The 15,541-nt window shown below is 43.5% G+C and carries 15 protein-coding genes; 9 read left to right on the plus strand and 6 right to left on the minus strand.

Features of this window, described 5'->3' with window-relative positions; translation table 11 throughout:
- The coding region (locus ACJ751_RS05860) for an MGH1-like glycoside hydrolase domain-containing protein (protein WP_407744445.1) at positions 1-2,144 on the plus strand (2,144 nt) is incomplete at its 5' end.
- A gap of 141 nt (positions 2,145-2,285) precedes the next feature.
- Positions 2,286-3,155 carry a phosphatase PAP2 family protein gene (locus ACJ751_RS05865; RefSeq protein ID WP_407744446.1) on the plus strand — a complete coding sequence of 290 codons (870 nt, stop codon included), beginning with the start codon at positions 2,286-2,288 and terminating at the stop codon, positions 3,153-3,155.
- A 9-nt stretch (positions 3,156-3,164) separates the two neighbouring features.
- Here the strand turns inward: ACJ751_RS05865 and ACJ751_RS05870 are convergent, their stop codons facing one another.
- The 3 genes from ACJ751_RS05870 to ACJ751_RS05880 form a co-directional block, all read right to left on the minus strand.
- Positions 3,165-3,683, minus strand: coding sequence for a GNAT family N-acetyltransferase (locus ACJ751_RS05870; RefSeq protein ID WP_407744447.1), 519 nt, complete (start codon positions 3,681-3,683; stop codon positions 3,165-3,167).
- A 213-nt stretch (positions 3,684-3,896) separates the two neighbouring features.
- A complete protein-coding gene (locus ACJ751_RS05875) occupies positions 3,897-4,373 on the minus strand; it encodes a hypothetical protein (RefSeq protein WP_407744448.1) in 477 nt (158 codons plus the stop codon).
- Positions 4,374-4,427: 54 nt separating this feature from the next.
- On the minus strand, positions 4,428-4,877 hold the full coding sequence (locus ACJ751_RS05880) for a GNAT family N-acetyltransferase (protein WP_407744449.1): 450 nt from the start codon (positions 4,875-4,877) through the stop codon (positions 4,428-4,430).
- A gap of 56 nt (positions 4,878-4,933) precedes the next feature.
- On the opposite strand from ACJ751_RS05880, the gene ACJ751_RS05885 reads away from it, so the two are divergent.
- Positions 4,934-5,812, plus strand: a complete 879-nt coding sequence (locus tag ACJ751_RS05885; RefSeq protein ID WP_407744450.1) for a nitrilase family protein — start codon at positions 4,934-4,936, stop codon at positions 5,810-5,812.
- 32 nt (positions 5,813-5,844) lie between these two features.
- Positions 5,845-6,942, plus strand: coding sequence for an N-acetylglucosamine-6-phosphate deacetylase (gene nagA / locus ACJ751_RS05890; protein WP_407744451.1), 1,098 nt, complete (start codon positions 5,845-5,847; stop codon positions 6,940-6,942).
- Here nagA and ACJ751_RS05895 read toward each other — a convergent pair.
- The 3 genes from ACJ751_RS05895 to ACJ751_RS05905 form a co-directional block, all read right to left on the minus strand.
- Positions 6,933-8,441, minus strand: a complete 1,509-nt coding sequence (locus ACJ751_RS05895) for a S41 family peptidase (protein WP_407744452.1) — start codon at positions 8,439-8,441, stop codon at positions 6,933-6,935. The genes nagA and ACJ751_RS05895 overlap by 10 nt on opposite strands.
- Before the next feature lie 12 nt (positions 8,442-8,453).
- Positions 8,454-9,488, minus strand: a complete 1,035-nt coding sequence (thiL, locus tag ACJ751_RS05900; protein ID WP_407744453.1) for a thiamine-phosphate kinase — start codon at positions 9,486-9,488, stop codon at positions 8,454-8,456.
- Between the two features lie 116 nt (positions 9,489-9,604).
- Entirely contained in the window at positions 9,605-10,381 is a 777-nt protein-coding gene (locus tag ACJ751_RS05905; protein WP_407744454.1) for an inositol monophosphatase family protein, read from the minus strand.
- A gap of 156 nt (positions 10,382-10,537) precedes the next feature.
- Between ACJ751_RS05905 and ACJ751_RS05910 the strand changes: the two genes are divergently transcribed.
- The 5 genes from ACJ751_RS05910 to ACJ751_RS05930 all read left to right on the plus strand — a co-directional run.
- Positions 10,538-11,707, plus strand: coding sequence for a glycosyltransferase family 2 protein (locus tag ACJ751_RS05910; protein ID WP_407744455.1), 1,170 nt, complete (start codon positions 10,538-10,540; stop codon positions 11,705-11,707).
- Positions 11,708-12,018: 311 nt separating this feature from the next.
- Positions 12,019-12,933, plus strand: coding sequence for a hypothetical protein (locus ACJ751_RS05915; RefSeq protein WP_407744456.1), 915 nt, complete (start codon positions 12,019-12,021; stop codon positions 12,931-12,933).
- A 15-nt stretch (positions 12,934-12,948) separates the two neighbouring features.
- On the plus strand, positions 12,949-13,539 hold the full coding sequence (locus ACJ751_RS05920) for a hypothetical protein (protein ID WP_407744457.1): 591 nt from the start codon (positions 12,949-12,951) through the stop codon (positions 13,537-13,539).
- A 28-nt stretch (positions 13,540-13,567) separates the two neighbouring features.
- The gene (locus ACJ751_RS05925; protein ID WP_407744458.1) at positions 13,568-15,247 is read left to right on the plus strand and encodes a T9SS type A sorting domain-containing protein; all 1,680 of its coding nucleotides are present in this window, start codon (positions 13,568-13,570) and stop codon (positions 15,245-15,247) included.
- 108 nt (positions 15,248-15,355) lie between these two features.
- The coding region (locus ACJ751_RS05930) for a hypothetical protein (protein ID WP_407744459.1) at positions 15,356-15,541 on the plus strand (186 nt) is incomplete at its 3' end.

Genomic DNA, 15,541 nt, shown 5'->3' on the forward strand with positions numbered 1-15,541 from the left:
ACAATGAATATTTTGATGTTAATGTAACCTACGCCAAACACAACTCGAAGGATATTTCCATCAGGATCAATATTCATAACCATCATACCAAATCGGCCGAAATAACGCTGCTGCCTACCCTATGGTTTTACAATCGCTGGAGTCACGACTCCTCGAAGAAAAAGCCCTCAATCTCCTGGCGGGATAAGACCTCGGTAAAAGCAACCCATCACCGGCTTGGTACTTATTATTTATATTATCAAACGCCAAATACTGTTCTCTTTACCGAGAACGAAACCAACTTTGAAAAGGTAAATGGCAAACCCAATTTATCGCCATTCACCAAAGATGCATTTCATGGCGCTATTATAAAAGGCGAGAATGCAGAGGCCTTGCGCCAAAAGAAATCAGGGACCAAGTTTGCACCCGTATATAAATTACGGATCCAGGGCGGCCGCTCCGAAACAATTCATTTGCGGCTTAGCAGCAAGGCTATAGACAATCCTTTTGCGCCTGGCTTTGAGGATGTATTTACCCTGCGCAAACAGGAAGCGGATGAATTTTATGCTAAGGTGTTGAATAATTCATCCAATAGCGGACTTGCAAAAATTCAACGCCGGGCGCTGGCCGGGTTATTATGGAGCAAACAGTATTATCACTTCGATGTAGAAAAATGGCTCACCACCGGTGACGGGCTCAACCCGCCCACTCCTGGCCGGTTAACGGGCCGCAACCACGACTGGAAACACCTCAAGAACCAGGATATTATTTGTATGCCCGATAAATGGGAATACCCCTGGTATGCAGCCTGGGACCTGGCTTTTCAGTGTATACCAATGGCTATGGTTGACCCGGTTTTTGCCAAGCACCAGCTTACCCTCATTATGCGGGAATGGTATATGAAACCCGATGGGCAACTGCCGGCTTACGAATGGAACTTCAGTGATGTGAACCCACCGGTACAGGCGTGGGCGGCACTGGAAGTGTACCGCATTGAAAAAAAACAAACCGGTAAGGGAGACATCCCTTTCCTGAAACGCATATTTCAAAAGCTCATCATCAATTTCACCTGGTGGATAAACCGGAAAGACTCCAATGGTAACAACATGTTCCAGGGTGGCTTCCTTGGTTTGGATAACATCGGGGTGTTTAACCGCAGTCACCTGGTGCATGGTGATATGGAACTGGAGCAGGCCGATGGCACCAGCTGGATGGGGATGTATGCTTTGAATATGATGGACATGGCATTGGAAATTGCCATGCACGATGATTCATTTGAAGACACCGCCACCAAATTCTTTGAGCACTTTGTATTGATTGCCGAAGCGTTGAATGAACAGGGTATGTGGAACCAGGAAGACAAATTCTTTTATGATACCTTGTCTATTGCCGGTTCAGAACCCCTGCATTTACGCATCTTCTCAATAGTAGGGCTTACGTCGCTTTTCGCCGTATCAACAATAGAAAAACGGGTGCTCGATAAACTCAGTGATTTCGATAAACGCATCACCTGGTTCGAAGAATACCGGAAGAAAAATAATAAGTTCTGGCCCAATGAAGAGCGGCATGATGGCAAAAGCACGTTGTTATCACTGGTGCCAAAAGAAAGAGTGGTGTTCTTATTACAGCGGTTGTTAGATGAAACACAGTTCCTCGCGCCCTGGGGTATACGCGCTTTATCGAAATACCATGAAACCCATCCGTTCTCGGTGACCATTCGCGGTATTGAATACAAGTTACAGTATGAACCGGGCGATTCTACCTCTGATATGTTTGGTGGTAATTCAAACTGGAGGGGTCCGTTGTGGATGCCTATTAATTATATCATCATTCAGTCTATACGCCACTTCGGTGAATTTTATGGAGATGAGTTGGAAGTAGAATGCCCGATTGGTAGCGGCAATAAGATGAACCTGGTACAGGTAGCAGAAGAATTAACGCGCCGGTTGATCACGTTGTTTCAACCCAACCAGCATGGCAAACGGCCCGCACATGGCGCCTACAGCTGGTTCTATCAACGCTCAGAAAACGCTGATCTCGTTTTGTTCTATGAATATTTTCATGGCGAAACCGGTGCCGGCCTGGGCGCCAGTCACCAAACCGGGTGGACGGCGCTGGTGGCTGAACTGGTGCATTCATTATCATCGGCTAAAGAGAAAAAATAGTATTCTAATAAGATATAAGATACAAGTCCTCCCGACACGTTGGGAGGACTTTTTTATGTGCATTCCCCACCCGGTCCCATGGCATAAACATTGCAAATCTGTAATAGTACAGTTATATATTATCTACATAAAAGGATAGCTATGAAGAAATTATTTCTAGTTGTTCCGGTTGTCCTTTTAGTATCCGCAACAGTCTTTGCCCAGAACGATTCTGCAAGTCTAACTCGTGATACATTACCCATTCAACAGCCGGACAAAAAAGAAAAACCAAGGGAAGTATACAAATTAAACCTGGGCGTCGATATACCGGTAACGGCTATAGGCACTGGCTGGTCGTTATACGCCTTCTCAAAAATTTATAATAAAGATCCATCTGATCCTGAAACTATATCAGGGTTGGATAGGAGCAATGTAAACGGGTTTGATCGCTGGGGCATACGGCCGTATAACAAAAAAGTAGATCAGCTTAGCTATATACCTTTCTATGCATCGATGCCCATGCCGGTGGCTTTTTTGTTCGATAAACGAATGAGAAAGGATTTTTATAAGCTATCATTCCTGTACCTGGAAGCGATGTCGGTAACCGGCATACTATATACCGGATCCAGCTATCTTACTAACAGGTACCGGCCTTATGTATATAGTGAAGAAACGCCATTGGATTATCGTACCCGGGGCGGCGGCAAGAATTCATTTTATGCCGGGCACGTAGCATTGGTAGCTACCTCTACCTTCTTTTTTGCGCAGGTGTGGGCAGACTATCATCCTGAATCAAAAGCCAAATGGGTATTTTATAGCGTGGCAGCAGCTGCTACCGGCTATACAGCCTATATGCGGCATCGCGGTGGACTGCATTTTCCTTCAGATATTTTGCTGGGGACTGTGCAAGGCACATTGACTGGTTTATTGGTGCCTCGCCTGCACAAAACAAAGTGGATCAAAAATCCTAATCTTACCATTTTACCGTTTACCGGACAATCGCATGGGTTAGCGGTCCTCTATAAATTGTAAGAAAGAATTTTACATAACGGAAAACTCAATAGGGAATTCTACAATCCCCGATACGTTTGAAAGCGCATTGGGGATTAATTCCAACGCCATAAAAACTTCTGCCGGCACTTCAAATGGTGGTTTGATATGCCAACGGGCGGCGGGAAGAAATCCAAATTTTGGAAAATAGAATTCATGACCAAAAACAAACACAGCGGTGTAACCCAGATCGGCAGCTTTTTGTAAACCGTTTGTGATCAATTTAGCCCCAATTCCTTGTTTTTGATGAGTTGGATGTACTACCATTGATGTTAAACCCAAACTTTGATAATGGAAGTCGCCGTTTGTGATAGTGATCTCGGAAAATAAAATATATCCGATTAAATTCTCATCTGAATAAGCCACTAGTGATAACTCAGGAATGAAATGTGATCCCTGGCGCACTTGATCAACTAATCTGGCTTCATTCTCCTGCTCAAACACTAACGTGTTGAGCTCATAAATGTCTTCTATGTCGGCCGGTTGCTCAGGCCGTATTGAAATGTTCATTGTATTAGCATTACATAATTTATTATACAAATTACGAACCACTCTGTTGGCATGTCCTGAACAAACAACTACGACTGTTACTATATAAGATAACGCAAAGCCGCGATAAGTTGTATGTATAAAATCAAGATTTTGTTAAGGGTTAGTGAATGTATGTATATATACGAGATGCCAACTGATTTGGTTTTCCATATAATAAACTATAGCAAGCATTTACAACTCCAAAGCAACTATTGATCTGGAATAATCGTATTGTAAGTCTTCGTGCAGGCTTAGTAAAGTTTTATTGATCTTCTCCAACTGGCCTTTGTACAGGTTGGCAATGATGGGATTTTTCTGTATGGGAATACCTGCATCTTTTATTGACTGAAGAAAATAGATCAGCAATTCAACGGTTACCTGGGAGGAACCGGTATACCTGATGTGTTTGTTAATGATGCGCAGGATCTTGCGCAACGTTTTCTTTACGTAATACAGGTTGTTGTGGTTGATCTGCGCAAACTCCTCATCTATTTCTTTTTTAACTGATTGTACAAAGCCCTGTTCATTGTGCGCTTCAAACAACAGGTACGTTAATAACTCCTTATTTTCCTTTTTATATTTTGCCAGCCGCAAACAAAGTTCTGTTAACTCTGCGGCAGGCATGTTCAATAATTCCTGTTTTAGTTCATGAACGGTAGCGGTTCTCATAGTTGCAAAAATAACTGTAGGGATTGTATTTTAAAGTATGTAGTATGAGTACAATCAGGGTTGTAGGGTTTTTACAAAACCGGTCGAGCGGGGTTCAAACCCCAGGTGTTTATAAAAAGCATGGGCGTCGATCCTTTCTTCGCGGTTGCCGCTGGTTAAATAGATCTGCGTAATGCCACATTCTATGGCCCAGTCTGTTGCCTTTTGCAGTAAAGCTTTGCCCAAACCCATTTTACGGAATGCGGTATCCACCACCAGGGCGCCCACGCGGATGTACAGGCCGTTTTTTTCATAATAGATATTCCGTACAAGGCCGATCATCCCGGCTACCTGGTTATTACAAACAGCCACCCAGGTAAGATAATCGGCATTTGATTGTAACAGTTCAAAACGTTGCTGCATTTCTGCCACCGTGGTGGGGTACCCCAGTTCATTCATCAATGTGGCCAGTGCGGGTACATCTTTTGCTGTCGCCTGCCGGATGATGGTTATATTATCGCTCATGGTTGTTTAAAAATACTCATAAAAAATACAATTACCTTTGCGTACTAATTCTAATCATGTCAACACTAACAATCACCACCATACAAAGCAATTTGCAGTGGGAAGATAAAACCGCCAACCTGCAACAATTCGAAGAAAAGATCAGGGGATTGCAGCAGCGAACCGAAGTGGTAATTCTGCCCGAAATGTTCAGCACCGGTTTTAGTATGAATGTAGAAAAGCTGGCTGAAAAAATGGATGGGCCCGCCGTGAGCTGGATGAAGAAACTATCGGCAGAAAGAAAGATCATTATCACCGGTAGTTTGATTATTGAAGAGGAAGGAAATTATTACAACCGCCTGATATGGATGTTGCCTAACGGACAATACGGTTATTACGATAAGCGGCACCTGTTTGCCTATGGCGACGAAGACCAGCATTACACACAAGGTAATAAACGATTAATTGCATCTGTAAAAGGCTGGAAGATCAACCTGCAGGTGTGTTACGATCTGCGTTTCCCGGTATGGGCCAGGCAAAAACCTGCCGCCAGCTCGCTGGCCGACCTGGTTGCTTCGGAAATGGAAGCACGCGATCTGCCCATGCCGCCGCCCGAAGAGGCTGGTTCATCCATAACTGATACTGCGCCTGAATACGATGTGCTGGTGTATGTGGCCAACTGGCCCGAAAGACGAAACCACGCCTGGAAAACATTGCTGCAGGCAAGAGCGATAGAGAATCAGTGTTATGTAGTAGGCGTGAACCGCGTAGGAACCGATGGAATGGGCCATTACTATAGTGGGGATACTATGGTGGTGGATGCCATGGGCGCTCCTCTGTACACCAGGGCGCATGATGAAGATGTTTTCACCATCACCCTGCAAAAAGATTCCCTGGAGGAAGTACGGAATAAATTACCATTCTTAAAAGACGCCGACCGGTTCATTATAGCCTAGTATACATCACCCAACCTTTTGAAACAATAAACATGTCAGTAGCATACATCAACGGAAAAATATTCACCGGAGAAAAGATAGAAGAGAACAAAGCAGTTTTAACGGATAATGAAGTTATTGTTGGCGTGGTAAATGCGAATGCCATTCCTTCTCAATTTCGCACCGAAGACCTGAAAGGATTTACCCTGGCGCCGGCGTTTATCGATATGCAGATCTACGGGGGTAATGGCAAACTGTTCTCCCAGGACCTAACGGTGGAGTCGTTGAAAGCTACGTATGAATATTGTTTAATGGGCGGTTGCGCGCACTTTATGATCACCATGGCCACCAATACCATTGAAAAATTCCTGCAAGGGTTTGAAGTGGTGCGCGCTTATTGGGAACAGGGTGGCAAAGGATTACTGGGTTTGCATTTGGAAGGGCCCTATATCAACCCGGTAAAAAGAGGCGCACACCTGCAAGCCTGTGTAAAAAAGCCAACTATTCAGGAAGTGACCATGCTGCTGGAGAAGGGTAAGGATATTTTTAAAATGATGACCCTGGCGCCCGAGCAATGTGATGATGCTATTATAAAACTATTACAGCAACACAATATCATTCTTTCAGTAGGGCATACCAATGCCACTTACAAACAGGCATTGGAAGCGTTTAATAAAGGCATACCGGCCGCCACACATTTATTCAATGCCATGTCGCCCTTGCAACACCGCGAGCCGGGTGTGGTGGGCGCTATTATGAATCACCCAACGGCTATGAGTAGTATTGTCTGTGATGGGGTTCATGTGGATTATGCAGCGGTACATATTGCCAAAAAAGTATTAAAACAACGCCTGTTCTTTATTACCGATGCGGTGGCCGAAACCACCCACGGCGAATACCAGCACCTGTTCCGCGGCGATCGTTATGCATTGCCCGATGGTACCTTGTCAGGTTCAGCCCTGACCATGCTGCAGTGTGTAAAGAATGCGGTTAACCATGTTGGTATTTCGCTCGAAGAATCTTTGCGCATGGCGTCGGCTTATCCCGCCCGGTTAATAGCCGATAAAATGCTGGGTAAAATAGAACCCGGCTACCGCGCCGATTTTGTGGTGTTTGATGATGCCCTGGAACTGCAACGCGTTTATTGCTGAGCAACGCCAATCTTGTGCAGTATTATTCCGCGGATAACGGCTGCTTTGGGATCGATGCCGCGGCGAATAGTTTCCCGGGTAGGCGACACCTGAATATCAGGTATAATACCGCGGCCTTCTTTTACGAGGTTTTTATCCATCACCAGTCTGAACTTAGGCAGTCTGAAACGCACCCTGGTATTAGGCAATGTAACATCGGGGATCATCCAGGCGGTATTGCCATAGGCGCCGCCTCCCGTTTCTTCCCCAATTACTTTTACATTCGGCTGGCCCTGCAGGGCTTTTACAAACAAGGTAGTGGCCGAAAAAGAATTACCACCCGTTACCAGGTAAATATCTCCATCGTAGTGATGCTTTTTCTTTGGGTGGAAGTAATGGCGTTCAAAATAACCGAAGTGATAATTGCCATCCTTTTCTTTATGTGTTACAAACTTCGACAGCGACCAGTAAAATGGTTGCCAGGAAATGTATTTGTGATATTTGCTGCTGCGGCGAACGGCGTATAAAGAATCAGCGAGTTTGAATTTCTTGTCGGCCAGATAACGGGTTAACAGGGTGGAAAGACCTGCATCGCCCCCGCCATTGGTGCGTACATCCACCACCAGGTGTTGAATGTTGCGACGGTCCAGCTCACGGAAAACCTGGCGGTAAAAAGACCGTAATTTATTACCTCTTGCAAATGTGTGCAGCGTCATGTAAGCCGAAGACAGTGTAGTATCTATTTGCACATACCGCGAAGCGAACTGAAGATGATGGTTCTCTTTGGGCTGTTTAGAGCCAGGTTTATTACCATCGGGCGCTTTTTGAGTAGTGTCTTTCACCGAGGGGTCGAACACGGGCACGTTGAGCGTTTGCTGAGCCCCTGTGCTATCGATATACGTTACGGCAACCTGGTCCTTCATTCCCATTACATTCCGGTACAGGCTTCCAAAGGCGCCGCTGTTGCTGAGGCTTTGGTATTTACCGCTTATGCTGTTGCCATCGCCGGAAACATAGTTCATGAATGTATCGGTGAGCTGCCGGGCGCTGTACCCATCGATGGCGGTAACAATGGTACCATACTTCAGAATGGAATCCTTTCTGTTGATATTGGCCGTAATGACCATGGAATCGCTCCACACCTTAAAGCTCAGGGGGAACATCTTTAGTTTAGCCGTATCGATGTACTTACTGTATTGTTTGGAATATTTTACCGCTGTGTGCCCGCAATGGATCTTGCTGACAACATAAGAAAGTACATTGCGAAACTGCAATTCAGTCATGGAATCGTTGATATGGCGGAATCCATCATCGAAAAAGTAATCCATGCTGTCTTTTGGGGTGAACCAATACAGGCTGGGATGCGATTCTTCCAAGACCTTGCGAAAAACGGTATAATCCTTCTGTAATTGCTTTTTGGGATACTTATGCTGAGGATCAAAAGTTTGGCGTGATGCAGAGCAGCCGAAAAGGCCTGAAATACATAAAACAAGACAAACGTAGGCTAACTTCTGCATCATGCTATCACTGGTTTATTTTTTAAAGGCGTTCCATCCCTGTGCTGTTATGGGGTGAACCTGTCCACCCCTGGTATTGATTTTCATTCCTTCATCTGCATCGGTCATGTAACCAATGACGCTGATCTGTTCATTTAAAACGATCTTTTCGTAATCAGATTGTGACATAGTGAACAGTAATTCATAATCTTCGCCACCACTTAACGCACAGGCGGTAGGGTCTATTTCAAATTTAAAGGCTGCTTTGCGCATTTCCTCGGCAACGGGCAATTTTTCCTCATACAATACGCATCCCAGCCGGCTTTGTTCGCAAATGTGCAGTATTTCGGAACTTAACCCATCGCTTATATCCATCATGGATGTGGGTACAATGTTCTGTATTTCAAGGAATTCTATAATATCTTTGCGGGCTTCGGGTTTTAACAGGCGGCCAATTACATAGCTTTCGCCTTCCAGATCGGGCTGTACCTGCGGAGATTCGAGGTAAATTTGTTTTTCGCGTTCCAGGAACAGCAATCCAACGTAGGCGGCGCCCAGGTCGCCACTGCAGCAGATCAGGTCGCCTTTTTTGGCCGTATCCCTTCTGACATATTTACCCGGGGCTACCTCGCCAATGGCGGTAACCGAGATCACAAAACCTTTTTGGGAAGAACTGGTATCGCCACCCACCAGATCGACCCCGTATTTTTCGCAGGCCGCATAAATACCTTCATAAAACTCACTGAGCGCTTCCACACTAAAGCGGTTGCTGAAGGCAATGCTCACTGTTATTTGCGTGGGCGCGGCATTCATAGCGTAGATGTCGCTCAGGTTCACCACCACGCTTTTATACCCCAGATGCTTCAGCGGAGTGTACATAAGGTCGAAGTGAATACCCTCCACCAGCAGATCGGTGGTAATTACGGTTTGTTTGCCGAAATGGTCAATAATGGCCGCATCGTCGCCCACACCCACGATGGAGGAGGCGTTTTGCAGTTCTATATTTTTGGTAAGATGTTCTATTAAGCCAAATTCACCCAGGGAACTAATTTCTGTTCTGCTTTCGCTCATGGTGCTGATATAATGTTCTTTTAAAATAAATAGCCATTCCCGCGCTTTTCAGCGCGCGGGATGAAAAGGACCAATAAAGTTATCAAATTATTCGGCAGGTATGCGATTACGGCTGTTTAGGCCTTGTCATTCACCCATTTTAACAAATCGTCGTGTATTTTACCATTGGTAGCGGCGATATGGGGCTGATAGGGCGAATAAGGTTTGCCTTCGAAATCGGTTACTTTACCACCGGCTTCTTCCACCATCAAAAATCCGGCGGCGCTGTCCCAGGCCTGTAATTTATGTTCGTAAAACCCGTCAAAACGACCGGCAGCTACCCAGCAAAGGTCCATAGCGGCAGAACCAAGCCGGCGTACAGGCACCCCGGCTCTGATGAAGCGCGAAAATGCTTCGAGCGGACCGTTGGTGTTGTTGATATAAGTATAGGGGAAGCCGGTTACCAGGCATGATCTCATTACATCAGTTTCCATGCTTACATGAATAGGCTCACCATTGAGCGTAGCGCCTTTTCCTTTCTCGGCGAAATAATATTCTTTAATGAATGGGTTCAATACCGCGCCCATAATCATGGTCCCGTTGTGTTCCAGCCCAATGGAAACGCAGCAAATGGGAATGCCATGGGCATAATTTACGGTACCATCAATAGGGTCGATGATCCATTTATACTCATTGTCCATTTTAATTTCGCCTGCTTCTTCACTTAAGATAAAATGGTCGGGAAACTGTTCTTTAATGGTTTCAATGATGGCTTTTTCAGAAGCGTGGTCAGCTTCGGTCACCAGGTTGTTAATTCCTTCCTTATTGCTGATCAGCAGGTTTTTTGAGTTGAAGTAATGCTGCATTACTTTGGCGCCTGCCTCGGTGGCATTTATTAAAGTTTCTTTTAACATGGCGCAAAGATAAACGAAAGCAGGTTTTCAAGGCTCAGGAACCAGGGGACAAGCCCTCTTACCGGGAGGGCTAAATAAATTCGGCCATCTCAAGGTTTAAACTTCTTGTGTTTTCTGTCTTGTCGCTTGTGCCTTAACCTTGTATCTTGCAGAATTATGTTGCTGTCGGTCATAATTGTTAATTACAACGTGAAATACTTCCTGGAGCAGTGTTTATGCTCGGTGAGGAAGGCTATTGGGCAAATGAGCGTGGCAACGGGAGAAAAGAATGTGGAAGTTTGGGTGGTAGACAACAACTCAAAAGACGGCAGCATCGAGTACCTGCAACCAATGTTTCCCTTTGTACAGTTTATAAAGAATTCGGTTAACCAGGGTTTTTCAAAGGCCAATAACCAGGGGTTGCAAAAGGCCAAAGGAAAATACGTCCTGTTCCTGAACCCCGATACCATTTTACCTGAAGATGCTTTTACGAGTTGTGTGGCGTTTATGGAAACCACGGCCGATGCGGGCGCACTGGGGGTGCAAATGATAGATGGTACGGGACAATACCTGAAAGAATCGAAGCGTGGGTTCCCTTCCATGTGGGTATCGTTTTGTAAAATGAGTGGGTTGACCCGCACGTTCCCTTCCTCCAAATTATTTGCGCGGTACTATATGGGGCATTTGAGCAACCAGGAGGTAAATAAAGTAGATATTTTGTCCGGCGCTTATATGATGGTTCGAAAATCCCTGCTCGATGAAACGGGTGGTTTTGATGAACAGTTCTTCATGTATGGCGAGGACATTGATCTTAGCTACCGCCTGCAACAAGCGGGGATGCACAATTACTACTTTCCTGATTGCACCATTATACATTTCAAGGGAGAAAGCACCCGTAAAGACAACAAGTATGTAAAACAGTTTTATAAAGCCATGGTGCAGTTTGTACAAAAACATTTTCATGGCGAACTGGCCTGGTTGTATACAGGGTTACTCGAAGCTGTCATTTATCTACGGGCAGCGGTAACATTTGTAAGCAGGGAACACAAGGAGTTATCTATCAAATACCAGGGCACACCCACCTTTTACCTGGCCGGCGATGAAAGAAGCGCCAATGAAGTGCGTTCGGTGCTCAGTTCTTTTCCGGAATATTCCATCACCGAGGATAATGAAAAAGCAAGGGAATGGATCTATTGCGAAGGCGCTACGTTTTTGTTCAAACAGATCATTGAACAGCAGAAAACCTGCCCGCCCTGGTTAAAAACATTTATTCACGCCAATGGGACTTATACTATAGTAGGAAGTCACTCCAAAGACCAGCGTGGGTATGCGATTGTGATGGGGTAAAAGCAATATTTCATTCATCATTATACGATTATAAATTATTTCTTCACGCCTATTGCCCAAGATTTCCAGCTACAAGTTGCTTTTCTAAATATATTTGCCTGGCTAATTAGGCCTGATATCAGAAAAGCAGCTATTCCTTTTAGTTGTAGCAACCCTATTTCTATTTTGTTATTATTAATTTAAAGGCAGCTTCCTTTCAGCCGTAATTGAATTAGTTCAGATAGCACTCCTACATAACGATTTGGCAACTCATCGGGTATTTTTAGCCGATCAGGATTATTTTGTTTTAAAAAACCACTAAATATTCATTTATGAAGAAACAGGCTTTACAATTTGCAATTGTCTTAATTATTATTTGTAATGGCGCGTTTGCGCAACCTTGGAATGGTAATTCAACTACTGGTGATACATGGAGAATGGGTAGTGTAGGTATAGGAACATCGACCCCCACGTACCCGCTTACTGTTGTTTCAGGTACTAGTAATGCTTTAGCTCATTTTCAGAGTACCAGTTCAGTAAATTCATTTTTTACTGTTTCAAATGCTTTAGGGTATATGAACATTGGGGTAGGTGCGCTAACTCCACATCCTTATTTATGGTCGAGTACTGGTATTTTAACCATAGGAAATGATGGCAATCCCACCTTCGCTGTTAATGGAATGAATAATGGAAAGGTAGGTATTGGAACAACGAACCCTGGCGCCAAGCTGGACGTAAATTTTTTTAACCCCAACGGCGAAATTCCACAAAATGGTTTATTGTTACAGACTAATTCTTTTTATACTCCGAACAATGCCGATAACAGCTATTACCTGAAAACTCTTGATCAGGGTAACGGAAGTATAGCCTTTATAGTAAAAGGAAACGGCCAGGTTGGTATAGGCACAGCTAATATAGGTAATTGCAAGCTGGCTGTTGACGGTAGAATCGGAGCACGTGGTATAAAAGTTACCGTGGATCCTAATTTCCCAGATTACGTTTTTGATTCTGCTTATCAGTTAAGATCTCTTTCTAACCTGGAACAATACATCAATCAAAACAAACACCTGCCTGGTATTCCATCAGCTGAAGAAGTAAAGAAAGAAGGCGGTATTGAGTTGGGTGATATGAATGTGAAGTTGCTGGAAAAGGTGGAGGAATTATCTCTCTATATCATTGAGATGAATAAAAAACTGGAAGAACAGCAAAAGGAGATCGAACGATTGAAAAAAAATAATTCCAAATAATAAAAGAATTATCTCATGAAAAAAATTATCTGTGTCTGGACTGTGTTGCTACTTATAGCAACCAGTTCATATGCACAACCCTCATGGAATGTTACAAATAGTACACGGGGTAATTTTGCTTTTGGAATGCCCGGTACACCAAATGGGATGGATACGTTGAACCTTTTATCATACATGTACGCTGCAAATGATTCCAGCAATATTTCGTATCACGTTGAATTTATTGATAGTGCTTCTATAAGTGGAAATCAGGAACTGGAAGAACTGTTTGGTAGTAGAGCTAGTGTTGCATTTGCAAGCGATCCCTGTTATGTAGATAGTATTGCAAAGATGTTGGATATGTATGCTGAGGTATTTCAGTCAACCACCCAGGGAACTATTGAAGGATATGAGCAGTCGGATTATATTGCCTGTTCTATTCGTGGACGGGCATTGACCATAAGACACCAAAACTTAAGTGGGGATGGTGACTATTATTTTACGTTCACCCGGTATTTCTACTGGAATAGTAAGCTTTTGATATTTACAATTACCGGCCCCGAATCTAATTTGCCGGCTCTGTACGCTTACAAAAACCAGTTTTTTAGTTCCATTTATATTTTCTAAAAGATATACCGGAAGGCAACCATTAAACATGCAAACAATGATAAAAAATATACTTCCTGCAATTTGCCTTTCATTATGCGCGGTTGCAGGATATGGACAGTTTGTGGACCCCTCAAGGGTTCCTGTACAAAGCTGCCATGTCAATGTAAATGAATTCTCAGACTTCAGAGACGATCTGAAGCGGGCAGTTTTCAAATTTAGCACAGGAACTGGCCTTTGTAGTGGTACGCTGGTAAACCGTGCTACCAAAAATCAAGCTGATGTGGGGCAATATTTTATTTCAGCCTGGCATTGTTTTAAATCGGGCAATGAATGTGGTGGGAGTGAATTTGATTTTGATAACTCATCGATAACGCTTGTTTTTAATTATCAAAGTCCTGATGGTCAAAGCCTGGTTTTTGAAAAGAATTACGACGGGCAATTATATACAATAAAGAGAAAGGCCCGATTAGTTGAAAAAGTAGCATGTTTGGAAGGTGATTTTGCCTTGTGTGAAATCCTCGGTGATCCTATTCCGCCTTATTTCAACGTTTATTATGCAGGCTGGTATCCCAACGAATTAGGAATAAATGCCAACGGGCAGTTCTCAATTTTCCATCATCCTGCTGGAAGTATAAAAAAGGTTTCGGCTAAAGATCATATGTTACCATCAACTACTCCTCTTAAAGCGACCTGTGTTACAGTTACAAAAGTTATTGATGTTTTGCTTGGCTGGATATGGAAACGAAAATGGTCAACCCAGGTTATTTGTACATATACGGAAATACCTGGAGTTGGCACCAAGTATAAAATAACCCAATACAATTATGGAGTAATTGAGGATGGCTCGTCAGGAGGCGGGTTATTTACAGGTCAATCAGGATTTGCCGGTGAAAACAGATTAATTGGACAATTATCGGCCAGTGCGCCTAGTCATCATTGTAATCCTTTGATTGATGTAGGGATAAGTTACTTTGGAAAATTTGCGAATGTTTATACAAGACAGTCTGTTAAAAATACGTTGAACCCACAAAATCTTGGATGGGTTGATCTACAGGGTATAGGCGGATTACAGATCACCTGCCATCCACAAATAACTATAGATGGCAATGCGCTGGACTCCCGTAAAGCGGAACTTTACCCAGCTAGCATTTATCAGCCACAAAATGCTATTACATTAACTTCCCAAACAACTTTTGTTACAAATGGAAGCGTAACAGTAAAAAATGGTGCTGATTTTACCTTTCAGGCTGGTAATAAGGTTGAGTTTAACGACGGTTTTGAGGTTGAAACGGGCGCTTCCTTTGTAGCCGAGATCAACCAGTCTCCATGTGGGATAAATAGCCGCCAGGATGTTTCTCGTCCTGGCGATGCATCTGAAATGAAAAAAACAATTCAACGCTTACCTCTTCTTAAGGAGAAAAAATTTGATATTTCAAAATATGTTCCGGAAGCTGCCAACCCACAGATTACTAACGCATATGCATTTAACCTGTACCCAAACCCTTCAAAAGGAAATATTAATGTAGAACTCTTCTTTAAAGGTCAGGAGAAGAATGCATTGGTTGATCTGTATGATTTGTATGGCCATCATGTATATTCAAAAAAGTACAGCAACATCTTTTTTATTAAAGAGTCGCTGAATCTTTCTTTAAAAAATGGTATGTATAATATGATCATTAGAACAGATCGTGAAACATTTACAAAGAAAGTCGTAGTTGCTCAGTAACCCGAATTAGTTCAGATGTCACTCCATTGTTACGATTGACAACTCATCAGCCATTTTTTAGCTGATATGGATCTCTATTGTTTTCAAAAAATCACTAAATATTATTTTATGAAAAAAAAGGCTTTACAATTTGTCCTCGGGTTATTTATTATTTCTAATGGCGCGTTTGCGCAAACCCCCGTCTTGCAATCCACCCCCACCATCCCCAATGGGTATGAACTTTTATTTTCAGACTATGGTCAGATCCGGAGTATGGATGATAATCACCGCATTTTATTTCGCCGCAGTGACAAT

Origin of the sequence: Niastella sp. (assembly GCF_045805085.1) — a bacterium.
In the GTDB taxonomy this organism is placed as follows: domain Bacteria; phylum Bacteroidota; class Bacteroidia; order Chitinophagales; family Chitinophagaceae; genus Niastella.

Coding starts and splice junctions, on each gene's coding strand:
- ACJ751_RS05885 (WP_407744450.1), top strand. CDS start 4,934: ATGTCAACACTAACAATCACCACCATACAAAGCAATTTGCAGTGGGAA.
- ACJ751_RS05925 (WP_407744458.1), top strand. CDS start 13,568: ATGCAAACAATGATAAAAAATATACTTCCTGCAATTTGCCTTTCATTA.
- ACJ751_RS05895 (WP_407744452.1), bottom strand. CDS start 8,441: ATGATGCAGAAGTTAGCCTACGTTTGTCTTGTTTTATGTATTTCAGGC.
- ACJ751_RS05865 (WP_407744446.1), top strand. CDS start 2,286: ATGAAGAAATTATTTCTAGTTGTTCCGGTTGTCCTTTTAGTATCCGCA.
- nagA (WP_407744451.1), top strand. CDS start 5,845: ATGTCAGTAGCATACATCAACGGAAAAATATTCACCGGAGAAAAGATA.
- ACJ751_RS05875 (WP_407744448.1), bottom strand. CDS start 4,373: ATGAGAACCGCTACCGTTCATGAACTAAAACAGGAATTATTGAACATG.
- ACJ751_RS05880 (WP_407744449.1), bottom strand. CDS start 4,877: ATGAGCGATAATATAACCATCATCCGGCAGGCGACAGCAAAAGATGTA.
- ACJ751_RS05870 (WP_407744447.1), bottom strand. CDS start 3,683: ATGAACATTTCAATACGGCCTGAGCAACCGGCCGACATAGAAGACATT.
- ACJ751_RS05920 (WP_407744457.1), top strand. CDS start 12,949: ATGAAAAAAATTATCTGTGTCTGGACTGTGTTGCTACTTATAGCAACC.
- ACJ751_RS05915 (WP_407744456.1), top strand. CDS start 12,019: ATGAAGAAACAGGCTTTACAATTTGCAATTGTCTTAATTATTATTTGT.
- ACJ751_RS05905 (WP_407744454.1), bottom strand. CDS start 10,381: ATGTTAAAAGAAACTTTAATAAATGCCACCGAGGCAGGCGCCAAAGTA.
- ACJ751_RS05910 (WP_407744455.1), top strand. CDS start 10,538: ATGTTGCTGTCGGTCATAATTGTTAATTACAACGTGAAATACTTCCTG.
- thiL (WP_407744453.1), bottom strand. CDS start 9,488: ATGAGCGAAAGCAGAACAGAAATTAGTTCCCTGGGTGAATTTGGCTTA.